At 41.9% G+C, this 23,154-nt stretch carries 23 protein-coding genes and 1 other annotated feature; all 23 genes read right to left on the bottom strand.

The window, feature by feature from the left end:
- Positions 1-131: 131 nt before the first annotated feature.
- Positions 132-1,046 (bottom strand): RluA family pseudouridine synthase, encoded by a 915-nt coding sequence (locus tag MKY83_RS07965; RefSeq protein ID WP_044141977.1) that lies wholly within the window; start codon positions 1,044-1,046, stop codon positions 132-134.
- Positions 1,043-1,510, bottom strand: coding sequence for a signal peptidase II (gene lspA / locus MKY83_RS07960; RefSeq protein ID WP_012009890.1), 468 nt, complete (start codon positions 1,508-1,510; stop codon positions 1,043-1,045). Before lspA ends, MKY83_RS07965 begins: the two co-directional genes overlap by 4 nt.
- A 94-nt stretch (positions 1,511-1,604) precedes the next feature.
- Positions 1,605-1,979 (bottom strand): TraR/DksA family transcriptional regulator, encoded by a 375-nt coding sequence (locus MKY83_RS07955; RefSeq protein ID WP_113767639.1) that lies wholly within the window; start codon positions 1,977-1,979, stop codon positions 1,605-1,607.
- Positions 1,980-2,139: 160 nt separating this feature from the next.
- Positions 2,140-4,905 (bottom strand): isoleucine--tRNA ligase, encoded by a 2,766-nt coding sequence (gene ileS, locus MKY83_RS07950; RefSeq protein ID WP_342488474.1) that lies wholly within the window; start codon positions 4,903-4,905, stop codon positions 2,140-2,142.
- A gap of 59 nt (positions 4,906-4,964) precedes the next feature.
- Positions 4,965-5,199, bottom strand: a binding site (T-box leader).
- 61 nt (positions 5,200-5,260) lie between these two features.
- Positions 5,261-5,755 carry a DivIVA domain-containing protein gene (locus tag MKY83_RS07945; protein WP_044141980.1) on the bottom strand — a complete coding sequence of 165 codons (495 nt, stop codon included), beginning with the start codon at positions 5,753-5,755 and terminating at the stop codon, positions 5,261-5,263.
- 26 nt (positions 5,756-5,781) lie between these two features.
- Positions 5,782-6,558 carry an RNA-binding protein gene (locus MKY83_RS07940; RefSeq protein WP_342488473.1) on the bottom strand — a complete coding sequence of 259 codons (777 nt, stop codon included), beginning with the start codon at positions 6,556-6,558 and terminating at the stop codon, positions 5,782-5,784.
- Positions 6,559-6,611: 53 nt separating this feature from the next.
- Entirely contained in the window at positions 6,612-6,893 is a 282-nt protein-coding gene (locus MKY83_RS07935) for a YggT family protein (protein ID WP_217013039.1), read from the bottom strand.
- A 6-nt stretch (positions 6,894-6,899) separates the two neighbouring features.
- Complete coding sequence (gene sepF, locus MKY83_RS07930; RefSeq protein WP_003212271.1) at positions 6,900-7,358, bottom strand: cell division protein SepF; 459 nt, start codon at positions 7,356-7,358, stop codon at positions 6,900-6,902.
- 1 nt (position 7,359) lies between these two features.
- Positions 7,360-8,049 carry a YggS family pyridoxal phosphate-dependent enzyme gene (locus MKY83_RS07925; RefSeq protein WP_044141983.1) on the bottom strand — a complete coding sequence of 230 codons (690 nt, stop codon included), beginning with the start codon at positions 8,047-8,049 and terminating at the stop codon, positions 7,360-7,362.
- Positions 8,050-8,055: 6 nt separating this feature from the next.
- Entirely contained in the window at positions 8,056-8,895 is an 840-nt protein-coding gene (pgeF, locus tag MKY83_RS07920; RefSeq protein ID WP_081277109.1) for a peptidoglycan editing factor PgeF, read from the bottom strand.
- 237 nt (positions 8,896-9,132) lie between these two features.
- Positions 9,133-9,369 (bottom strand): YlmC/YmxH family sporulation protein, encoded by a 237-nt coding sequence (locus MKY83_RS07915; protein ID WP_008344958.1) that lies wholly within the window; start codon positions 9,367-9,369, stop codon positions 9,133-9,135.
- 79 nt (positions 9,370-9,448) lie between these two features.
- On the bottom strand, positions 9,449-10,225 hold the full coding sequence (locus tag MKY83_RS07910) for an ABC transporter ATP-binding protein (RefSeq protein ID WP_065097417.1): 777 nt from the start codon (positions 10,223-10,225) through the stop codon (positions 9,449-9,451).
- A 129-nt stretch (positions 10,226-10,354) separates the two neighbouring features.
- Positions 10,355-10,711 (bottom strand): PTS glucitol/sorbitol transporter subunit IIA, encoded by a 357-nt coding sequence (locus tag MKY83_RS07905; protein ID WP_007499733.1) that lies wholly within the window; start codon positions 10,709-10,711, stop codon positions 10,355-10,357.
- Between the two features lie 26 nt (positions 10,712-10,737).
- On the bottom strand, positions 10,738-11,748 hold the full coding sequence (locus tag MKY83_RS07900) for a PTS glucitol/sorbitol transporter subunit IIB (protein ID WP_044141984.1): 1,011 nt from the start codon (positions 11,746-11,748) through the stop codon (positions 10,738-10,740).
- A gap of 13 nt (positions 11,749-11,761) precedes the next feature.
- Positions 11,762-12,292, bottom strand: a complete 531-nt coding sequence (locus MKY83_RS07895; RefSeq protein ID WP_003210918.1) for a PTS glucitol/sorbitol transporter subunit IIC — start codon at positions 12,290-12,292, stop codon at positions 11,762-11,764.
- 18 nt (positions 12,293-12,310) lie between these two features.
- Positions 12,311-12,742: a transcriptional regulator GutM gene (locus tag MKY83_RS07890; protein WP_003212289.1), complete on the bottom strand. Its 432-nt coding sequence runs from the start codon at positions 12,740-12,742 to the stop codon at positions 12,311-12,313.
- Positions 12,743-12,754: 12 nt separating this feature from the next.
- Complete coding sequence (locus MKY83_RS07885) at positions 12,755-13,999, bottom strand: SAF domain-containing protein (RefSeq protein ID WP_012009880.1); 1,245 nt, start codon at positions 13,997-13,999, stop codon at positions 12,755-12,757.
- A gap of 243 nt (positions 14,000-14,242) precedes the next feature.
- On the bottom strand, positions 14,243-15,181 hold the full coding sequence (locus tag MKY83_RS07880; protein WP_065097234.1) for a sugar-binding transcriptional regulator: 939 nt from the start codon (positions 15,179-15,181) through the stop codon (positions 14,243-14,245).
- 151 nt (positions 15,182-15,332) lie between these two features.
- The gene (gene sigG, locus MKY83_RS07875) at positions 15,333-16,112 is read right to left on the bottom strand and encodes an RNA polymerase sporulation sigma factor SigG (protein ID WP_003211879.1); all 780 of its coding nucleotides are present in this window, start codon (positions 16,110-16,112) and stop codon (positions 15,333-15,335) included.
- Between the two features lie 143 nt (positions 16,113-16,255).
- The gene (sigE, locus tag MKY83_RS07870) at positions 16,256-16,975 is read right to left on the bottom strand and encodes an RNA polymerase sporulation sigma factor SigE (protein WP_007499746.1); all 720 of its coding nucleotides are present in this window, start codon (positions 16,973-16,975) and stop codon (positions 16,256-16,258) included.
- A 59-nt stretch (positions 16,976-17,034) separates the two neighbouring features.
- Positions 17,035-17,964: a sigma-E processing peptidase SpoIIGA gene (gene spoIIGA / locus MKY83_RS07865; RefSeq protein ID WP_044141986.1), complete on the bottom strand. Its 930-nt coding sequence runs from the start codon at positions 17,962-17,964 to the stop codon at positions 17,035-17,037.
- Between the two features lie 237 nt (positions 17,965-18,201).
- Entirely contained in the window at positions 18,202-21,705 is a 3,504-nt protein-coding gene (locus MKY83_RS07860; RefSeq protein WP_342488471.1) for a S8 family serine peptidase, read from the bottom strand.
- A gap of 291 nt (positions 21,706-21,996) precedes the next feature.
- Positions 21,997-23,142, bottom strand: a complete 1,146-nt coding sequence (gene ftsZ / locus MKY83_RS07855; protein ID WP_003211613.1) for a cell division protein FtsZ — start codon at positions 23,140-23,142, stop codon at positions 21,997-21,999.
- Between the last annotated feature and the right edge of the window lie 12 nt (positions 23,143-23,154).

The following is a 23,154-nucleotide window of genomic DNA, read 5'->3' as shown; positions in this document are numbered from 1 at the left end:
CAAAGGGCAGAGAGGGGCGTTCATTTGTGCATACACGTGCACAAATTGATCCGTTATCCTTCTCAGCCTCTCTGGACTGTTTTAAAGAATCTTCATTTCTTCGTTTATTATTTCAAAAAAAGAACGGCCTGTCAATCGTTATTTCTTAATGAATCGATAAAAGCTTGCATATCAGCAGGAATCGGTGCTGTGAACTCGATATATTCTCCTGTTCTAGGATGATCAAATCCTAAAACACCTGCATGCAGCAGCTGACCATTGAAATCGACTGTCTTTCTCGGTCCATATTTCGGATCTCCTGCAAGCGGATAACCGATATATTTCATATGAACACGAATCTGGTGTGTTCTTCCTGTTTCAAGTCGGCACTCCACCACCGTGAAGTCCTCAAAGCGTTCAATCACATCAAAGTGAGTGACGGCTTGTTTTGCACTTTCTTTTGTCACCGTCATGCTTTGGCGGTCTTTTTTGTCTCTGCCAATTGGGGCATCAATTGTGCCTGTATCATGCTGGATAATGCCATGGACAACGGCCGTATATTTTCTTGTGACGGTCTTAGCCACAAGCTGATTGACGAGTGATTCATGCGCCATATCGTTTTTCGCGACCATTAACAGTCCAGACGTGTCTTTATCAATTCGGTGGACAATTCCAGGACGCATCACACCATTAATCCCTGATAAGTCCGTGCAATGTGCCATCAGGCCATTCACAAGTGTTCCGGAGACGTGACCTGGCGCTGGATGAACAACCATTCCTCGAGGTTTATTCACCACTAGCACATCTGCATCCTCATAATAAATATCAAGATCCATTGGTTCTGCTTCTACATCTAGTACTTCTGGGTCTGGAATCTCGACTTTAATCTGATCTCCAGGTTGTACTTTGTAATTGGCTTTCACTTGTTTCCCGTTTACTTCGATCAGCCCATCCTTTACCCACTGCTGGACCTGGGTTCTTGACCATTCTGGTTCTGTCGTGCTTAGAAATTTATCAAGCCGTTCACTCGTTTGTTCTTCTGAAACGGCAATATTTACTTGATTCATGTAGTTGACTCCTTCGTTTTCTTTCCATCTAAAAGCATTTGAATGAAGAGCAGAATAACCCCTACACATAGAGAAGAATCTGCAATATTAAAGATTGGGTAGTGATAATTCCCAAAGACGAAATGAGCAAAATCTACCACTTCCTGACGGAAAACGCGGTCGATAAAATTCCCAATCGCTCCGCCAAGCATTAAGGCCAGCGCAACTCCAAGCAGCTTGTCCTTTTGTCCATGCTTTTGCAAATAATAAACAATTCCCGCAATAACAACGAGTGTGATCACATAGAAAAACCACATTTGTCCTTGGAGAATTCCCCACGCGGCGCCTGAATTTCGGTGTGACGTGATATAAAAGAAGCCATCAATCACTGGATAAGAATCTCCGAGCATCATATTTTTGACAATGAGCCATTTTGTTAATTGATCTAAACAAATCATCACGAATGCGATTATGTAATAGAACACACACGTTCCTCCACTTTCATACTTTGATCTTTAAGCATTTTATCAAGAAAACAGGGAGGAGTAAAGAAACTTTAGTTGACAGACAAAAACCTCCCTACATGTGGAAGGCTTCAAAATGAGAATCATCTGATTCATGAGGATAAGGAGTGAATGCTTTTTTCTCGTATTGCTTATGATATAAAAAGTCGTCAGCCGTGCGGGCGGTAGGAAGAATAATCATTTGTTCAAGCGGAATGACATCACCTGTCGCCTCACATATACCATAGGTTCCTTGCTCAATTTTTGCAATAGCGAGAGACACATCTTGCAGCTCTTCTTTGATGTGATAAAGAAGCGTGGTCGTTTGGACCTCGTTCATTGAGACATGCTCAGCGGGTGAACGAAATGATGCGTATTCAAACAGTTTAGCTTGCAGCTCTTCTTTCATTTGAAGGAGTTCCGTGTAAATCGTCTCTAGATCGCCATTCATGTCGCTATTTCAACTCCTGCCCTGTCGTGATAATCATATTGTTACCCCGCCTGATCACTTTAAAGCCATAAGATTTTTCCTTTCGTTCTAAACGCTGTCATTTTCTCAGAATAGAAAACGCCCCGCTTATGGCGGGGCGCTAGTTGGTCATATCACACTGTTAATTCTGGTAATATTTTTCCACGATTTCAGCATTTTTAAGCGACAATGTTGGGTATTTCGGATTTGCACCAACATCTTTTGAAATAACGCGAGAACGTTCGCACAATTCTCCTTCTGCTTTTTGAACCACAATACGTCCTGATGTGTATTCAGGTGCTGATGCATCTGCATTCTGCTTATCTTCTACCGCTAGTTCAGAGATGATAAAGAGCTGCTTCACATCTTCTTTAATGGATGCAAGAAGGTCTTTCACTTCATCTGTCGCGTAAAGTGTCACACTTGCTTCAAGAGAACGTCCGATGACTTTCTCGTTACGCGCAATTTCGAGCGCTTTTAGCACATCGTCACGCACTTCCATGAAGCGGTCGAACTTCGCTTCTGTCGCTTCTGCTTGAGAAACAGCCACACCTTCTGGCATATCTGTTAACTGAACACTTGGCTCTTCAACAAAGCTTAAGTGGCTCCATAATTCATCTGCTGTATGCGGAAGAATTGGTGCAGTCAGCTTCACTAACGCCATTAATGTTTCGTAGAAGACTGTCTGCATGCTGCGGCGGTCTGGATGATCTGCATGCTCAATGTACACGACATCCTTTGCAAAGTCGAGATAGAATGAGCTTAGCTCAATCGTACAGAAATTGTGAATTGCATGATACACGACCGCAAATTCGTAGTCGTCATATGCTTTTTTCACTTTATCAATCAATTTGTTTAATTTGATTAAGATATATTGGTCCACTTCGCGAAGCTCTTCTACAGGTACTGCATGGACTGCTGGATCAAAGTCAAATAGGTTACCGTGCAGGAAGCGGAATGTGTTACGGATTTTACGATAGACCTCTGCTACTTGTTTTAAGATATCATCAGACACCGGGTGATCGGCTTGATAGTTGACAGAAGATACCCAAAGTCTCAGAATCTCCGCCCCAAGCTGCTTCGCTACCTTCGTTGGGTCAATCGTATTGCCTAATGATTTACTCATCTTGCGTCCTTCTTTATCAAGCGTAAAGCCGTGGCTGAGAACACCTTTATACGGTGCTTTTCCAGTGACAGCAACTGCTGTTGATAAGGAAGAGTTAAACCAGCCGCGATATTGGTCAGAGCCTTCAAGGTAAAGGTCTGCCGGACGAACAAGGTCATCTCTTTCTTCTAAAACAGCTTGGTGAGAAGAACCAGAATCAAACCATACATCCATGATGTCCTGCTCTTTTGTGAATTCTCCGTTCGGGCTGCCTGGATGTGTAAAGCCTTCTGGCAATAGTTCTTTCGCTTCTTTTTCAAACCAAATATTCGAGCCATGTTCTCTAAATAATTGAGAGACATGCTGAATTGTTTCATCTGTGATGATTGGCTCACCATTTTCGGCATAAAAGACCGGAATTGGAACGCCCCATACACGCTGTCTTGAAATGCACCAGTCACCTCTGTCACGCACCATATTGAATAGGCGTGTCTCGCCCCATGCTGGCACCCATTTCGTTTCTTTAATATTGTCTAGTAGCGCTTCTCTAAAGTCTTTAATCGATGCAAACCACTGAGCGGTTGCACGATAAATCGTTGGTTTTTTCGTTCTCCAGTCATGCGGGTAAGAGTGCGTGATAAAGTCGAGCTTTTTCAGCGCGCCTTTTGCTTCAAGCTGTTCTGTGATGGCTTTATTGGCATCTTCGTAGAATAGTCCTTCAAAACCAGACGCTTCTTCTGTCATGACACCTTTTTCGTCTACTGGACATAGTACGTCAAGACCGTACTTCATGCTGACAATAAAGTCATCTTCCCCGTGACCTGGTGCTGTATGAACACAGCCTGTACCTGCATCCGTTGTCACGTGGTCACCAAGCATCACAAGTGAATCTCTACCATAGATCGGATGCTCTGCAACGACGTTATCTAATTCTTTTCCTTTTAATGTTTTCACGACTTCATACTCTTCAAAGCCAAGCGTTTTTGCCACTTGTTCAACAAGCTCAGATGCGACAACATATCGCTCAGCACCTACTTGAAGAACGCTGTACTCTAGGTTTGGATGAACACAAATGCCAAGGTTTGCAGGAAGTGTCCAAGGTGTTGTTGTCCAGATGATGAATTGTTCACCGTTTTCAAGTACGCCTTTTCCATCTTTCACTTTAAATGAAACGTAAATGGATGGTGAACGTTTGTCTTTATATTCAATTTCCGCTTCAGCAAGAGCTGACTCACTTGAAGGAGACCAGTTAACAGGTTTTAGTCCTTTGTAAATATAGCCTCTCTTCGCCATTTCACCGAAGACAAGAATTTGCTGCGCTTCATACTCAGGCTTTAACGTGACATATGGATTGTCCCAGTCTGCTCTGACGCCTAATCGCTTAAATTGATTGCGCTGACCTTCGATTTGCTTCCAAGCATACTCCTCGCATAGTTTGCGGAATTCAGCTGTCGACATTTCTTTACGTTTGACTTTTTTATTTTTAGTGAGCGCTGTTTCAATTGGTAAGCCGTGTGTATCCCAGCCCGGTACGTACGGTGCATGGAAGCCATTCATTGATTTAAAACGGACAATAAAATCTTTTAGGATTTTATTGAGTGCGTGCCCCATATGAATGTCACCATTCGCATATGGAGGTCCATCATGCAAAATAAAGGTCGGGCGTCCTTTTGTACGCTCTAAAACCATTTGATAGATGTCTTTTTCTGCCCACTCCTCTTGGATTTCAGGCTCTTTGTTCGGCAAGTTCCCTCTCATTGGGAATTCTGTTTTCGGCATTAATAAGGTGTCTTTGTAGTTCATACCCATTCCTCCATATGCAAATTCTGATTAAAAAACAATAAAAAAAGCCCTCTCATCCCATAAGGGACGAGAAGGCTTGTCTCGCGGTACCACCCTTTTAGACAAGCGCTATGACACAGCCGCTTATCCACTCTAAAATCGTAACGTGATCAGACGCCTTTTCTTACTGGTCATTTCAGAAAAGGAACTAAAGGGGTGATCTCATTGCAGCGTCTCGTAATGTCAGGCTTCCACCATCCCTGATTCGCTTTATTACGCATATGACAACTGCGAGTGTCCCTTTCAAACGTTTATCTCTTGTTAATTTATGATGGTATTATATGCAACTTGCACACATCATGTCAAGATGATGCGCTTATTCTTTTTCGTCAAAGACAGCGTCAACTTCATATTCCAGTAAATGATCCCAATCGTCATTTTTTAGAAGATCAAGCTGAGCTTCGATGAGCATTTGGAATCGAGTTCTAAAGACTTTCGACTGCTTCTTCAGCTCTTCGATTTCCATCGCAATCTTTCGTGATTTAGATAGCGCTTCGTTGATAATACGATCTGCATTTTTCTCCGCTTCACGAATAATCAATTTCGCTTCTTTATCAGAATGACGTTTGACGTCTTCTGCTGCTTCCTGCGCCACAAGAATTGATTTGTTTAATGTTTCTTCAATTATTGCAAAATGACCTAGTCTTTCGTCAAGCTCGTTTACTTTTTCTTCGAGTTCATTCTTTTTGCGAAGCACGATTTCGTAATCTTTACGTACTTGGCTTAAAAACTCGTTTACTTCATCTTCGTCATATCCGCGAAAGCTTTTTGTGAACGTTTTATTATGAATATCATTAGGTGTTAATGGCAACCTCGCCACCTCCAGATTCAAGTTCGTTATATCAGAAGCTCAAATGTTACTTTAAATTTATCTTTTTTGGTCTTCCCATCAATCGTTTTGAGGCTAAAGCGGCCAAATCCCCTGACAGAGAGCTGATCGCCTTCGCCAATTGTAAAGGAAGGGTCCTCAGTGACTTTCCAGTTAACTTTGACAAGCCCATTTTTGACCAAAAGCTGTGCCTTTTGTCGAGACTGACGGCTGATTGCAGCACATACCGCATCAAGCCGCAGTGAAGAAATTGTATCTTCTTTGATGTCAGTCTTGCTGATAACCGGCTTTAAATCTGCTTGCGTGATTTCCTCTAATGAAACGGAGGCTCTGCCGACATGCGTCAGCTGCGCTCGAACAAAATCGGCGACATCACTCGTACAAATAAACTGCACATCTTCCTCTGAAAATAACAAATCTCCAAATTTTTGACGCTTCAAGCCTGTCCCAATAAGTGAACCAAGGAGCTTCGGGTGTTCTAGCGAAATAAATTTTTTCGCATAGTTCACCTGAAAATAAGACAGCTCAGCATCCTGAGTAGCCGGTTCTAAATATTCAGGATAAATGAACGCTCTTTTCCGCTCCGCTCCTTCATACCCGCCAAAAAACATGATTCCAAGCTCATCAGCATGCTGGATGATGGACTCGGTAATAAACTGCTCACGCGGATCAAGAAAGTCTGTTAATTTCATTCGATACTGGTCGAGTGCGATTTTTTTCCAGCCTAACACTTGGTCGACAAATGGCTGTTCGTCTTTTCTAAAATGTTGATAAATATCGCTCATTTTGTTCCCCTCTTATGTAAAAGAGCCTGGCAGCGCCAAGCCCGGCAGCCTGTCTACATGAAGCGTGCAATCATATTGTAAAGACCAGTTAGTCCATATGTTGATGCAAAACGAATCACAAGCAATGCCACAATTGGCGAGATGTCAATCATGCCAATTGGCGGAATAATTTTACGAAATGGTTCTAAATATGGTTCGCAAATATTTGTCAGAAAACGCCCAATTGCTGTTTCTCTTGCAGATGGCACCCATGACATAAAGATGTAAATAATAATCGCGAATGAGTAAATCGTTAATACCGTTTCTAAAATACTAAAAATGAAATTTAGAATCACTATGATTTACCACCTCTGAGGTTCTTCCTCTGTCAAAAGTTCTGATATTGTGCCAGATACATCCACATTATCAGGTGTGCAGAGGAATATATTCGAGCCAATGCGCTGGATGTCTCCACCGATTGCATAAACAGTTCCGCTTAAGAAGTCGATGATTCGCTTTGCTTGATCGTGCTGAATGCGCTGCAAATTCACGACGACTGCACGTCTGTTTTTAATATGGTCTGCAATCTCCTGCGCTTCTGCATAAACACGCGGCTCACTTAACACCACTTTAGAGGATTTCTGCACGCTTTGCAAGCTGACGACATTTTGTTTTCCTGTCTGCGGACGCTCTTGAAATGCCGCTTTGTCCTTCGTTCCTTTTTCTTCCTGGACTGGTTCTCTTTCTTCATCAATATATTCGTACTCATACTCTTCATCGTCGAGAGTGAAAAAGCTTTTAAACTTATTTTTTATGCTCATGTCACGCACCTCCTGTTTCATTTCCAACAAGTGAAGAGCCAATCCGAACGAATGTCGCACCTTCTTCAATTGCGATTTCAAAATCATTTGACATGCCCATCGATAAATGCTGACAAGGTGCATTTACTTGGTTAAGATGTTTTACTTCTTCTTGAAGGTTTTTTAATGTTTTAAAGCAGTTTCTTATCACAGTGTGATCGTCTGTAAATGGAGCCATCGTCATCAGTCCAGCAATTTCAATCTTTTTGAAATCGGCGAGCTGCTTCACAAATGGAATCACGTCTTCACTTTGTAAGCCATGTTTTGACTCCTCCAGCGATGTGTTCACCTGTACAAAACAGCGAACCGTGTGATCCACTCTTTTTTCAATTTCATTCGCAAGAGAGATCCTGTCGAGCGAATGTAAGTAGTCAATGCTCTGAATGACAGATTTTACTTTTCGTGTTTGTAAACTGCCGATGAAGTGCCAGCTAATGCTTTCATCGGTTATGGCCGCTTGTTTTTCAAGTAACCCTTGGTCACGATTTTCTCCAAAATGCAAAATTCCTGCTTCTTTGGCTTCTTGTGCTCGCTCAATCGAGACATATTTTGTGACAGCGACGACTGATATATCGTCTGGGTTCCGGCCGGCTCTTTTACATGCTTCGTTTATTTGTTCATTTATTTGTCTGAGATTCTCTCGTACATTCAATTGCTCTTATGCCTCCTTAAACCCGACAAAAGACATCATACGTCCTGTTTTTCCTTGATCACGCCGGTGTGAGAAGAATAGCTGATCATTGCAGCTTGTGCACATCGAACTGACATGTATGTTTTCTTCTTTCATCCCTGCATGAAGCAATACGTTTTTGTTTAATGTTTTTAAGTCTAATTTATATTGTCCTTGTGATATCTCGGAATACACATCCTCTGTCAAAAAGGGAAGCTGTTTCACTTGATTCAAGACCACATCATCAACTATGTAGCAGCAGCTGCCAATGGATGGTCCAATGACGACTTGTATTTGATCGGTCTTAGCACCTTCTTGATTGACCCATAGATCTATCATTTTTGCACCAATTTGCTTGACGGTTCCTTTCCACCCGGCATGGGCTGTTCCGATGAGTCCATGTTGCGGAGCTAGAAAATAAAGCGGAACACAATCGGCGAAACAAAGAGCGAGCATGATGTTCGGTTCAGACGTATATAAGCCGTCTGTTCCAGGCAGTGCCTCATGATAATGAAGACTTCCTTTTCCTCTTTGCTCCTTGGTGACTTTCTTGATACGGTCCTCGTGTGTTTGGTCTGCAAACACCCAATCAGAGAGCGGCACAGCAGTAGCATCTGCTATGACTTGACGATTCAGTTGGACACTAGAAGCATCATCTCCTACATGGAGTCCAGTGTTCAATGATTGATATGGAGAAAGGCTGAAGCCGCCATTTTTTGTCGTAAATCCGGCCAATACCTCTTTACCAGAACATGTCATGTTCGTCCAATCATGAATCATCATTGCATAAGGTGATTTCTGCTGAAAGGGGTCATAATTGTGTGTCAAAGCTGCCCTCCCACCTTTCATTCATCTCTCTTTATATCGCTCCTATTTTACCACAAGACATGCGTAGACAGTTAGTGGGATTCATTAAATATTACACTCAAATGTGCCCTTTCTACAGGTTTTTTTGCAAATTGATATGAAAACGTAATCTTTTTACCCGAAAAAGACATTGTTTGCTGAGAATGGAGAGCTTATGTTAAGGATCATTAAATGATTCATTGAGGAGTTATACGAATTTTAAGAAGACAATCGGACAAGTATCACATCTTCGCCAATTTTTACTATATTTCGCCACGGGACAATCATTTCCTCTTCTTTTCCGAAAAATCCCATCATTTTACCTGTGCCGCCGATAATGATTGCTTGTATTTTACCACTCGTAACATTGATATCAATGTCCCCAATGGTGCCTAGTTTTTTTCCGCTAGACACATCGACAACATCCTTGATTTGGAATTCAGAAATACTGATCATCTGTCCTTCCCCGCCTTTCGTTTTCTACTATAATATGTATGATGGAAAAGCAGGGATGCAGACCAATAGTTTCTTTTATCTACAATTTACTTAAGTGAGGACGGCCATTTCTCCACATCACATCTACCGGACATTCAAAGAAGGTAGAAAGCAAGTCGCTTGTCATCATCTCTTTTGTTTTCCCTTGATCAAAAACAGTCCCATCTTTTAATAATAAGGTATGCTGAAAAACAGGCAAAATCTCTTCTGCATGATGGGTCGTGTAAAGCAAAGTAGGCGCATCAGGCTTTGAAGCAATGAATGAGATGGTCTCCAGCACCTGTTCTCTTGCTAAAAAATCAAGACCTGTCACAGGCTCATCTAAAATCAGGAGCTTGGGATCATTCATTAAAGCCCTCGCAATCAGGACTTTCTGCTTTTCTCCTTGTGAGAGGGTTTCATATGTCCGGTTTGCATATTTGAACGAACCAAATGCTTTTAATAGATCAATGGCTTTCTCCCTTATCTCATCTGTCGGGGTTTCATAAAGCCCGATGGAGGCAAATGCCCCGCTGAGAACAATTTCAAATGCATTGTCGTCTCTGTGCAGTTTCTTTTCAAGTCCCGCAGAAATGAGGCCAATTTTCTTCCTGAGTTTTTCGCCAAGAGCCTCCTTGCCAAAGACATGTCCCAGCACGGTCATCTCACCTGATGAAGGGAAATAATATGAGCAGAGCATATTTAATAAAGCGGTTTTCCCCGCACCATTTAAACCGTAAAGCACCCAGTGCTCCTCTTTGTTCACATGCCAGTCAACAGACTGAAGCAGCCATTTTCCATTTCGTTTTAAAGAAACATTCTTCAATTCAAGTGACACCATCATTTCCCCCTGAGTAAAAATTCTGAATAAACAAATAATGAATGTTTACAGCATATCGCAAATGCTCTTTCTGGTAAACCTCACATAAAAAAGCTGCTCCTTTTACGGAACAGCTTTTCTTCATAGCTACGAAATTTCAATTCGTACGCCTTCTTTTATATCAGGAAACGTGTGCGGGGATGCAAAGACAGCTCCCGGTAATACATCATCAAACGGCTCTTGGAAGTAGATCGAAATATGGCCGAGTTCTTTAAAGTTGTCATTTGCTTTATTGCCAAGGGCTGTGATCGTGTACGTTTGATCGCCCACTTGAATGGTACCGCCCAGTTTCAACGGCTCTTCTTCTAAATGTTCGAACTCATGTATGACGGACATATCTCTTAATTCCTGCGGCGCTGCGGGTCCAAATAAAACAATCAGCTTATCTTCTTTAAATTGCGGGACTAAGATCCCGATTTCTTTTACAACAGATTGTGTGACCATGTATCTCGATTCCTCCTTTAATACGTTTAATACATACCGAAGCTGGCAGCGTATGCGATCACAACAGATAGAACCCCTGTAATGAGACGGCTATACAAAACAGCTGGTACTCCATATTGTACCGTTTCCGGCTTCGCTTCACCAAGTGATAGCCCAACTGGAATGAAATCACACCCTACTTGACCGTTGATGGCAAATAATGCAGGAAGTGCAAATTGAGGCGGAATATTTCCTAGTGCAATTTGACTACCAATCAGAACACCGATCACTTGTGCAATGACTGCACCAGGTCCTAAGACAGGTGATAGGAATGGCAATGTACAGACCACAACGAGCAGTAAGAGTCCCCAAATAGATCCTGCCAGTGGTGATAGAAAATGGGCAATCAAGTCACCAATTTTTGTATAATTGATAATTCCAATTAACATACTGACAAATGCCATGAATGGAATAATGTTTTTCAAAAGCATATCAACGGAATCACGACCAGCCTGATAGAACGTACCGGTGACTTTCCCAATTCCTCTTGAGAACCTCATCAGGAAATTACCTTTTTCCTGACGCTCGAGATTTTCCTCTTTCAGTTTTGAATAGGTTTCTTTGAAATTCTCCTTGTCAATCGGCTCACTGTTTTCCTGACCTTCTACTTTTGCCTCACCACCCGATGCTTCCGCAAAGGAAATATCTTTTTCTGTAACGCCTGATACGAAGATATCCTCTGTAATATGTTTTGCAAGCGGTCCAGAAGGAGAGGATGCCAAAACGTCTACAGTTGGAATGCGCTTCATTGGATAAAGTCCGATTCGCGCGGTTCCTCCGCAATCAATGACAACACACATCATTTCATCTTCTGGTATCGAGTTTTTAAAGCCATCACATGCTTCTGTCCCTGTCATTTCTGCAATTTTACGTGCAACTGGGTGAATGCCTCCCCCTGTAATGGAAACAACCTTTCTTTTTTTACCGGTTGGTTCAAGCTCCAAGCCTTGTCCCCATCCGCCAGCACCTTTTGCAACAAATACTTTGTGGTTTGTCATGTCTAACCCTCCCCTATTGTGAATTCGCTTTCATTTTTCCTGCTAAGTACTTTGTAATCCATTCAGTAATAATACCGCGAAGTAAAATGACGACGATCCCGACTAAGAAGTACCGAACAGCAAGCTCTGACATTGAGTATCCTGCCTCTTTAATACCGTTCGCAATCCCTAAGTAGACAAACAGTTCTCCTGCGTTGGCATACGGAAACAGTGATGTCACCGGATGAACAAATGAAACAGCTGAATCATAGAATGCTGGTTTTTGTTTTTCGGGTAAGAAGCGGCCAAACGTATAAGCCATTGGGTTTGTCAAAATAAGAACGGATAAGATCGGCATTAACGTGTAGCGCAAAATGGTATATTTCGCAGCAAACTGAATCGCTCTATTCACTCGCTCTTCTCCAATAAACTTCATGACAGCATAAGTGAAAGTAAGTAACACAACAAGCGTTGGAACGATACCTGTAACAAGACCCATGAATTGCTTTCCGCCGGCTTCAAACATTCCGATAAAGTGCTCTCCAAACCATTGAATCCATTCCATGTTTCATCTCCCCTTTCTTTAGTTCACATTTGTTATATTTTTTTTCGAAATCGAGACAAGTGCCTGTTCAGCCGCCATGGAAAGTGCGTGCATGACAGCTGGCCCCTTTTTGCGTTTTTTCAACGTCTGCTTCATCATATGGTGTTCGTCTAACACAGCCCCTACATGCTTTCCTTCATATGAAGGGACTTCTTTAAATTTAGATAAGATCGACACACCGCCAAGCACATGGCATTTTTGAATGATATACGATTCATCTACAATGATGAGCGCAATGGCTCCAGGGCCAACTTTGCGCCGCTCCATTCCTGAAAATAAGTGGTAGCCTTGCTTCCCTCTGTAATCATCAATAAGTGAATCCATGCTCTTGCGGTAGTACTTGATTTGAATAAAAGATAACCCGTACTGCACAATGAGAATGATACAAAGTACGATCGCTAATTTTTCCACAGCTTCACGTCCTTATGATTGAAATAAATGATCTTGTAATGAACGCAGCTTCCAGACCGTTGTGTTTGAATCAAGCTCTACATCATCATGAGTCAGGAATTGTCCTAGTTTGATGTCTTTTTTCGCTACGACTTTTCCGCTGATTAAACCAATTGGAATGTGACCGTTCGTTTTCATGTCTTGATGTGTTTCAAGAACACCTCTTACGGAGTATCCGCCAATCCCGTCAAGTGATTCTCCAGCTTTAATATCTCTTTTTGCCACAGCGACTGTTTCTGATACTGGTACACCAATTGGGTGGATGGATGAATCATGCTGTAAAACTGCTTTTGCGATGGTAACAGGTGTTTCAAGACTCGCTAAGTGGAAAGGACGGTAAAGTGTGTAGTGTGGGCCTTTTCCAACTTTTAAGTAGCGAAGCTCTTCATCTACTGGCTCAAGGTCACTCTTCACGATGACAAATACACCTGGTGCAAGTCCATTTACATATTCAACGACTCCGAAGTTATCGAGCACGCCGCCTTGCTGTTTTTGATTCAATTTATCTGCTACATTTTCTAAATTGGCTTCGACTCCGTGCATACCGACTTTATCTGGCAGAAGCCCTGTCGCGTTACTTAATAAGTTCATTTCCGCCATTGTTTTTGTTCCGTCCTGGAATGCAGCCAGCATATGTGCACTCATATGTTTACTATCTGCTTCTGCTTTACACGTATCTGGATTTGCTTCTGGGAAGAATGGGTTGTTCTTTCCTTTCCCTGCAACGAGTACCTCAAGACCCATTGTTTTCGCAAATTCATATAATTCTAGTGTTGCTGCTGGTTCGTCTCCAGCTGATCCTGAGTAAACAAGTCCTGCATTTGTGAATAACTTATGCATGACCAACCCGATGGTAATATCAACTTCTACATTTAAAAGAACGAGATGTTTTTTCGAATTAAGCGCTTCCAAAGAAATGTTTGCTCCGACTTCTGGGACACCTGTTGCATCTACGACTACTTCTACGGAATCTGATTGAATCACTTCTCTGTAATCATTTGTGACAACCATTTGATGCGGCTTTGCATGCTGCTTGTAAAAATTCGCTGCCTTCTCTGCTGCACTAAGGTGAATATCACAAACACCAGCAACAATCATGCCTGGAATTTTAGAAATTTGTGAAATGAGTCCAAAGCCCATTTGGCCTGCTCCAATAATCCCTACTTTGATTGGATCTCCACTGCGTTCTCGAGCTAACAATTGTTGATAGATAGACATTTAAATCATCCTTTCAGGTTTTCTTGCTTCTCAATAGATTGCTAGAAATATAATCTGAAACTTTTAACAAATGTTATAAAAATTAACAAAAATCTGTTTCTTTTAACATTTGTTATTTTGTTTATCATTTGTTATGAACTTAGTTTATATGATGTGTCAACTTTGTGTCAAGCTAAAATCGATAAAATTTTCAATCTTTTTGAGTCTAAAGACTCAAAAAAACTACCTAATGATATTAGGTAGTTACTTTAATAAGGCATCTCCAGTTCGTTCATCGGTAATTAATACATGAATTAATCCACCTGCTAATGCCGCCCGAATTGCTTCAATTTTCTCTTCGCCACCAGCGACACCTATGACAAGCGGAATTTCTTTTAGCTTTTGGGGGCTTATGCCCATCACCCGGTCGTTCCATGGGTGGGGATATACTTCCCCTTGATGATCAATAAAGTTATAGCAAATGTCACCTGCTACATCCTTTGCTTGAAGGATGTCCTCTTCGCCGCTTGTCATATAGGATTTCACCATCGTTGAATGCTGCGGAACACCACCAATTCCGACAACCGCGATATTTGATGATTCTCCTAGTTCAATCACTTTTTTGATCGACGGCTGCCGGATCAGTACATCTTTCGCTTCTTTCGTATCAAGCATGACGGGTACATGTAAAAACTCACATTTAGATTTGAGTGCCTCTGTGCATCTCGCAATAATATAGTTGGCGTGGATATCGACATCTTCATTTCCCACACCTCCGACAAGCGGAACAAATGTCACGGATGGATAATGCTGAACAGACGTAAGCGCTTTCGCCATTTCATGCAGCGTTGTCCCTGAGGAAAACCCAATAACTTGTCCATCCTTCATCACTTTTAATAAAAAGCTTGCCGCCGCGGCACCGATTCGGCTTTTGGTTGTGTCTTTGCTGAGTGTTTCCACACAGAAGACTTCTCGCAGCCCATATTTGCGTTCTATTTTTCTTTCTAACGATCCATACTGTTGGTTGACTTCATCATGAATAATGATTTCCACGATTCCTGCTTCACGTGCTTTTGCCAAATATTTCGATATGAGCGAACGACTAACCCCAACCGCTTCTGCGATGTTAGATTGAGTGGCGCCTTCTTCATAATACATATGCGCAACTTTAATGAGCAGCCTTCTTTCATCATGGAATGTCATAATAACCCTTCTTTCCGCTTAAGTGTTCCCTAACAAATGCTATCTAAAATAACATTTGTTAAAAACAGATTAAATGAAAAAAATAACAGAGTCAATACTAGAGGCGTGTTCTCTCACAAGAATGAAAAAAGCCGCACATGAAGCGGCGGCTTTAAAAGATGTTTTTATTCATTTGTTTAATGGCTGCTTTTTCAAGCCTAGAGACTTGTGCTTGAGAAATCCCGATCTCTTCGGCAACTTCCATTTGCGTTTTGCCCTGGAAGAAGCGTTTGCGAAGAATCATTTTTTCCCTGTCATTCAACCTACGCATGCCTTCTTTTAAGGCCAATTCTTCCACCCATTGTGTGTCTTTGTTCCGTTCATCACTAATTTGATCCATCACATAAATCGGATCTCCTCCGTCATTATAGATCGGTTCAAACAAAGATACAGGATCTTGAATCGCATCTAGGGCAAAGACAATTTCCTCATGAGGCACTTCCAGCACTTTGGCAATGTCTTCTGCTGTTGGCTCCTTGCTTGTCTCACTAATCAGCCTCTCACGGACCTGAAGTGCCTTATAGGCAATATCTCTTAGCGAGCGAGACACCCGAATCGGGTTGTTATCACGCAAGTATCGACGGATTTCTCCTATGATCATAGGAACCGCATAAGTTGAAAATCTGACATTGTGGCTTAAATCAAAATTATCAATTGATTTCATTAATCCGATACAGCCTACTTGGAAGAGATCGTCGACATATTCGCCTCTGTTGTTAAAACGCTGAATCACACTTAAAACCAACCGTAAATTGCCATTGACTAGCTTTTCTCTTGCTGTATCGTCACCCTCATCTTGCAGCTGTCTGAACAATTTTCTCATCTCGTCGTTTTTCAGAACAGGCAACTTGGAGGTGTCGACTCCGCAGATTTCCACTTTATTTCTGGACACTTTTTTCCCTCCCTACAGGAGCTGTTGTACAAAGTTCAGTATCTCCTTGGGATGGAAAAATATGCACGAGCGATGACGAGAATTATGAGAAAAAAGGTTGTTTCCTTTGACAGTGCAGGAACAGAGCTTTTTTAAAAAAATTTTTAGACCATTTTATTAAATTCTTTTTGTAATCGTTTAATAATTCTTTTTTCAAGCCTCGAAATATAAGACTGTGAAATCCCAAGCATGTCAGCGACATCTTTTTGGGTTTTTTCCTCACCGCCAACTAAGCCAAATCTTAGTTCCATGATCTGCTTTTCGCGGTCATTTAATTGCTCGAGCGCTTTTTTCAGCAATTTTTTATCTACATTTGCTTCGATATCCCGCGTGATAATATCATCATCTGTTCCAAGTACGTCTGATAAAAGCAGTTCATTTCCGTCCCAATCAATGTTGAGCGGCTCATCAAACGAAACTTCTGACCGGATTTTATTATTTCGACGCAAGTACATCAAAATCTCATTTTCAATACATCTCGAAGCATATGTTGCAAGCTTGATCTTTTTTTCTGGGTTAAATGTATTGACTGCTTTGATCAGACCAATGGTTCCGATACTGATTAAATCCTCAATATTAATACCTGTGTTTTCAAATTTTCTTGCGATGTAAACGACTAAACGCAAATTTCTTTCGATTAGAATCGCTCTTGCGGTTTGATCACCCTTTGGTAATTTGACAAGCAGCTCCTGCTCTTCATCCTTTGATAATGGAGGCGGTAGCGCTTCACTTCCACCAATATAATAAATTTCATCACTCTTTAGACCTAGCTTCATGAGGAGTTTATACCAGTAGTAAGTGAGTTTAAATTTTAATTTTTTCATCTTCTTCTCCCTTCTAAATGTCAAGTTGACCTCGTAAGATAAAAGACATCACCAAAAAACTACGACACCCCCTGAATGATTTTCCCGTCTAACATATCTGGATGAATGATGGATTGAAATTCCTGATCTGCCGATAAACCGCTCAGACTCAACCCTACAAAACACTTAGCTGGCTGAATCATGTGCGTCTTTGAATAAATGAAGACTGTATCTGGTTTTAGGCATAGTAGAAAGCCGTGATCATGACCGACCGCTCGATATGGAACAAGTCTTAATCGATCAAGAAGAGGAAATTGATCATCGATCTTTTGCATGACTTCAACAGGATGAGACTGTTTCATGAGCTCTATAAATGGCTCTCCGCAAATGGCCGTTAGCTGGTCGGCCTGGACGATCATGACAGGTGTTTTTGTCATAGGATCATACAGCTGGTTACCAGAATCGACGAGTCCCTTTAAACGGATGGTCTCTCCATGAATGTGTATTTCCACAAGCACTTGTTCATCATACTGTCTTTTTTTCGTACCCACCTCGCCTAATCTTTTCTTTGAAAACAGCCAAATCGCAGGAAACCCAGTTAAAACAAAAAGCCAGCTAATCGGATCACCAAAGCCATCATTTTGTGAAATCAGCAGGCCATCTTGAATGACTGTATTGGTTTGCAAAAATGAATGAACCCCGATCATACCTCCTCCCATCAAAAATGTTACAAAGTAAAAAGCAAACAGATTTTGAAAAAAGGAACGAAATCTTTGAAAACCAAAGGTTGCAAGAACGATGAAAACAGAAAAAAGTAGTTTGCCTAAAGGGTGTGACACAACCATTGCAAATGGTGTAAAGAGCAAGAGAACAATGCTCGATCCAATGAGAGCTCCTAACATATATCGCCTTTTTTTTACTTGTCGTTTGAGAATAAATGCAGTGAGTAAGAGAAGCAATAGATCAAAACAAAAGTTTAACAGCCAAATCACATCTAAATAAATGACCACCTTCTGCTCCTTTCATCTGAAACAAAGAATCAAAAGCAGTACTTGCACTTGTTTGTACCAGTATAAAACAGTCATGAGATGGAAGTCTGTCAATTCTTGTTGGGGATGATAGAGAACTTTTGGTGGATTGTTATTGTTTTTGTCGAGGAATGAGAGAGAGTATTCTTCTAGACAAGCCTTCAAACAATTGTTGAAAGAAAAAAGACACGCTCCTAGAAGTCGTGTCTTTTGTTTAAGTTACTTTTCATTGATGTTTAATGTGCCTGAAGCTTTTTGTCTTGTGATATTTCCATAATCATCTCGCACAATCACCTCAATGACCGCACCTTTTGCTTTGGCGGTAGAAGTAGCAGTCCAGTAACCTTCATACGTTCCGCTCGATACTTCGCGAAGCGGCAGCTCTGTAGTATTTTGAAGCTTTGATCTCGCGTTTGTCAGCGGCATGTGAATGACAAATGTTGCGTCTAGCTTTTCTCTGCTGTGAAATGAAATTTTAACAGACTCCCCTGATGCCAGATAGACATTTTCTGCTGGAGTCAGCTTAGAAATCTCAGGTGCCTCGTATTGGACATCGATATTGATTTTTTTAGTCGTTTTGTTTCCTGCTGCATCTTTCGCTGTGACTTTGATCGTATTTTTCCCGTTCTCAAGCAGTATTCTTGCGGAATATTTTCCACCTTTTATGGTTGCCTTTTTTCCATTTACAGTGACTTGATCAAGATGATCATCTGTGACCTTTCCTTCTACAATGAGCGATTCTTTATTCGTCTTTTCCCCTTTTTTCGGTGTATCGATGGTGAGCACCGGAGCTGTTTGATCAATGATCACCTTTACTGGTTTGGATCGTTTTGTTGCACCTTTATCCGTAACAGTTGCAGCCGTGAATACATGCTCTCCACTTGAAACTGTAAGCTTTTCTTTGAAGGCGCCTGACTGATCTGTTTTCACTTTGGCAATCTCTTCATCGTTTTGATAGATCGCTACATCGAGCCCAGGAGAGGCTTTTCCTTCGATCTCCAGTTCATCTTTGCTCGTAATAACTCCTGTCTTTGGAGATGTAATCTCTGGCACATCTGCTTCATAGTCAACAAGCGCACGAATCATATAATTTCCCTCTTCTTTTGGAGAAGGAGAAAATGCACCGCTTGTCAGCTGCCAGCTTCTTTCAGCATTTGGTCCATCTTCATCTGTTGCAAGCCCTGGAGATTCCGTATTTTTTTTCGTTTGAATATAGACAAGATAGAAATCTCCATCCACCGTAATGGCTTGATCTTCTAAATCTACTTTTGTCCATTCCCCATTACGCAGCGCTTTCGCTTTTAGAGGTCCTGCCATTTTCTTCCCTGGAGCTCCGTTCTTCCAAGAAGCGTCATACACTTCAACTGCAAATTCATTCCCTCCAGGAGCTGGCCACTCTGATGACCAGAAACGGAAAAGCCCTCCTGTGAGTTGCGCTTGTTTCTTCCCCTTTTCTAATGAAAATTTCACAGCCCAGCCATTGCCAGGATCATAGAAGGCTCTCGCATTTTCAGCTGTTCCATCATCATAGCCAATTTCCCCAGCAAAGCCGATGAATGGCTCTAGCTGAATGGCTTTTTCCACCGGCTTTTCTGTCACATCTGCTGTAAAAGAATATCCTTTAAACCCTTTGGCAAATACTTTGACGGTATAGACACCGCTCAATGCCTTTAGAGAAAATTCGCCAGATTCATTTGTTTTCACCGGCTTAATTTTCGCATCTTCTACAAGATAAACCGTGGCATCCTTTATTTTTTCACCCGTTGTTTCGTTGGCAATTGTGCCAGATATCGTTCGTTTCTTTAGTGGCTGTAAGGCGAAATTCGCCTCTGCCGTTTCATTTGAAGAAATATGGACGGTTTGTGTGCGTGATTCAAATCCGTAAGCTTCCGCTTTTACTGTGAATTCTCCTGCACTGTGAGGAAGCTGATATCTCCCTGTCGCTTCATCTGTGTACGTTGACTTGCCGCTTTCAAGAATACTAATTTCCGCTTTCATAGGAAGAGCTTTGATGGACGAAGCAGCTAGATTTTTTTCCTTTTTCATTTCTTTTATGTTCGCAGGCTTCTTAAGTGGGTGTACAGCCTTATCTTTTTGAGGCAAGACTTGATCTGTTATTTTCATATCATCTAAATGAACATCTTCGTTTGTCACCTGTCCTTCAATCATGCCAATTCCATCTGTTAATGCCGTAATCGCCTCTCTTGCATCAACTAAACCTGCCCCATAGCCATTGTTTGGGGATTCCGGGAATTGCTGATCAGTTAACGGCTTCGCTGTATTAATCAGAATTTGTTCAATTTCTTCAACAGAAAGATCTGACTGTACTTGGCGAAGAAGAGCCACAACAGCTGAAACATGCGGACCAGCCATCGACGTCCCATTCCAGCCATCCTCATACCCTTTCCCAGGAATGGATGAACGAATGTTTACCCCTGGGGCCGCAATGTCTGGTTTCATGACACCATATGGAGACGGACCTTGCAGCGAGAAAGACCCCAATTTGTTATCTTGATCCGTAGCACCCGTTGCAAAGACCTCTTGATAGTTCGCAGGATTCGCAATGGATCCTTCACCACCAGGGTTGAATAAATCGGTATTGCCAGCTGAAAACTCTGGAAAGATGTCCGCCGCTCTCCAAGCATTGACGACATCTTTATACCAATCATCAAGGCCAGGCCCACCTCCCCAAGAATTATTGACGACATCTGGTGCCTGTTCTGGATGTGGGTTGCCGGCCTCATCTTTTGGTGCTAAAATCCACTCACCTGCGTCAAGCAGATCAGCATCTGTACCACCATCTTCTGAGAAAGCTTTCACCGCAATCCATTTTGCGCCCGGAGCGACTCCGATTTGATTCTTTCCATCTGGCTCAGAGCCAACCATTGTTCCCGTTACATGTGTACCATGCTCTAAATCATCATATGGCGCTTCAGATCCTGTCGTAGCATCGTACCAATTGAATTCATGAGTTGGTTTATTCGGATGTGCTGGATCAAATCCGCGGTATTTTTCCTTTAAAGCAGGATGATCCCATTCCACTCCTGTATCAATACTTGCCACAACTGTACCAGTACCGTCATAACCTAAAGCCCACGCTTCTGGAGCATGAACTTGAGAAATGTTCCACTCGACTCCATCTACTGCTTTCATTTGTTTTTTCTGCTTCGTCTTCAAATCAACCGGCCGGTGAATTTGACGGGTTTCATTTGGCAGCACTTGATCTACTTCTGGGAAGGCAGCCACCTTTTCCATGACTTCTTTCGTTCCCGTCACCGCTAAACCATTCACAATATAGTACGAATGAATCTCCTTCACTTGCTTTTTCTTTTGTTCCTTTTGTAAATACGTAAGGAGCGCTTCCTGCGTCTCCTCAGACGTTGCTCTTAATTCGGATACGACAGCTGATCTTTTTGTGTATTGCGTTTTAGCCGCTGTTAATTTCTGTTTTTTGGCTTCGGACACCGCTTCCTTCGCCACTTTTTGCGTACTTGTTTGCTCTTTCATTTTGATTAAAAAAGTCACCTGATCATCCTGTTGAAACTGCTTCATTAATCTAGATGAGATCTTTGCTTTTGTTGTCTTAGAGGAGACAGCTTCCTCCTGATATGAGGTAGAAGTCGATGTTGCTTGAACCGTCCCAAAGCTTGTCATCGTTAAAGTACCAATCACCAAAAGACTCATCAAACGATAGCCGGCGGTCTTGCGAAACTTCAATTTCAATCAAATCCCTCCTCCTCAAGTGGCCAAACAGAGTATAGGTCTCACTCCTTTCCTTCTGTTGTTCATGACAAGATTCATGGTGTTCTATTTAATGTAGTCAAATAAAGTTCATCATTTTGTCGTTTTTTGTAGGAGGGAGTAAAAATGATTCTTTTTTCTTAAACACCATAAGTCAAATTACATATGGAAATTGAAAGACCTCTCACGTATTTAAGACTTTTTGATTAGAAACCCTTATAAGTTGAGACATAAAAAAACCCCTTCCATTGGAAGGGGTTAAGCTATACTCGATTAGCGTTTATTGCGGTTGCGTAAGAACGTTGGAATGTCTAGCGTATCATCACTTGATTGTGTATTTTGTCTTGGCTGAGATGATGGCTGTTGATGTTCCTCGCGTTTTACTTCACGTTTTTGAGGAATGGATTGATTTTGCTTTAATCCTTGTCCTAATGGGTTTCTTTGTGATTTTGTCACTTCTGGTTCTTGCTCAATGAATCCAGTAGCGATCACAGTCACCACAATTTCATCCTTCAAGTTATCATTGATGACAGACCCGAAAATCATGTTTACATCTTCGTCAGATGCAGAAGCCACAATATCCGCCGCTTCTTGCACTTCATAAAGACTTAGGTTCGTACCACCCGTAATGTTCATGATGACACCTTGAGCACCATCGATTGCTGTTTCTAGAAGTGGCGAGGAAATGGCTTTCTTCGCGGCTTCCGCAGCACGATTTTCGCCTGTTGCAACGCCAATACCCATTAGAGCCGAACCTTTATTGGACATGATGGTTTTCACGTCAGCAAAGTCAAGGTTAATCAGACCTGGTGTTGCAATTAAATCGGAAATCCCTTGAACACCTTGTCTAAGCACGTTATCTGCCGCGCGGAATGCTTCCAGCATTGGCGTGTTTTTATCAACAATTTCAAGCAAGCGATCGTTTGGAATCACAATTAATGTGTCAACTGCTTCTTTCATAGAAGCAATTCCTTCTACTGCTTGAAGCTGACGCTTTCTTCCTTCAAATGTGAAAGGACGAGTCACAACTCCAACTGTCAATGCACCAGAATCTTTTGCGATTTTTGCAATGACAGGTGCAGCACCCGTACCAGTTCCACCGCCCATACCAGCTGTAACGAAGACCATGTCTGCGCCTTTTAATACTTCTTCAATCTGTTCTTTGCTTTCCTCAGCAGCTTTTTTACCGACTTCAGGATTCGCACCTGCTCCAAGCCCTCTTGTCAGCTTAGCACCGATTTGCATTTTAGTTTCTGCTTTTGATAGATTTAACGCTTGTGCATCAGTATTGACTGCAATAAAATCGACACCTTGTACGTCATTTTCAATCATTCGGTTGACAGCGTTATTCCCGCCGCCACCTACTCCGATTACTTTAATTGATGCTAGGCCGTCTATATTTGTTTCAAACTCCAACATGCTGAATCCTCC

Origin of the sequence: Bacillus sp. FSL M8-0266, from assembly GCF_038613425.1 — a bacterium.
Taxonomy (GTDB): Bacteria; Bacillota; Bacilli; order Bacillales; family Bacillaceae; genus Bacillus; species Bacillus pumilus.
Note: the sequence above shows the minus strand (reverse complement) of the source record. Positions and strands in the feature narration are given on the sequence as shown.

Excerpts from the sequence above, each read along its gene's own strand:
- MKY83_RS07965 (WP_044141977.1), bottom strand. The coding sequence starts at position 1,046 with ATGAATCAAGTAAATATTGCCGTTTCAGAAGAACAAACGAGTGAACGG.
- MKY83_RS07955 (WP_113767639.1), bottom strand. The coding sequence starts at position 1,979 with ATGAATGGCGATCTAGAGACGATTTACACGGAACTCCTTCAAATGAAA.
- ileS (WP_342488474.1), bottom strand. The coding sequence starts at position 4,905 with ATGAACTACAAAGACACCTTATTAATGCCGAAAACAGAATTCCCAATG.
- MKY83_RS07940 (WP_342488473.1), bottom strand. The coding sequence starts at position 6,558 with ATGAGCGATATTTATCAACATTTTAGAAAAGACGAACAGCCATTTGTC.
- sepF (WP_003212271.1), bottom strand. The coding sequence starts at position 7,358 with ATGAGCATAAAAAATAAGTTTAAAAGCTTTTTCACTCTCGACGATGAA.
- MKY83_RS07915 (WP_008344958.1), bottom strand. The coding sequence starts at position 9,369 with ATGATCAGTATTTCTGAATTCCAAATCAAGGATGTTGTCGATGTGTCT.
- MKY83_RS07905 (WP_007499733.1), bottom strand. The coding sequence starts at position 10,711 with ATGGTCACACAATCTGTTGTAAAAGAAATCGGGATCTTAGTCCCGCAA.
- MKY83_RS07900 (WP_044141984.1), bottom strand. The coding sequence starts at position 11,748 with ATGACAAACCACAAAGTATTTGTTGCAAAAGGTGCTGGCGGATGGGGA.
- MKY83_RS07895 (WP_003210918.1), bottom strand. The coding sequence starts at position 12,292 with ATGGAATGGATTCAATGGTTTGGAGAGCACTTTATCGGAATGTTTGAA.
- MKY83_RS07885 (WP_012009880.1), bottom strand. The coding sequence starts at position 13,999 with ATGTCTATCTATCAACAATTGTTAGCTCGAGAACGCAGTGGAGATCCA.
- MKY83_RS07880 (WP_065097234.1), bottom strand. The coding sequence starts at position 15,181 with ATGACATTCCATGATGAAAGAAGGCTGCTCATTAAAGTTGCGCATATG.
- sigE (WP_007499746.1), bottom strand. The coding sequence starts at position 16,975 with ATGAAAAAATTAAAATTTAAACTCACTTACTACTGGTATAAACTCCTC.
- ftsZ (WP_003211613.1), bottom strand. The coding sequence starts at position 23,142 with ATGTTGGAGTTTGAAACAAATATAGACGGCCTAGCATCAATTAAAGTA.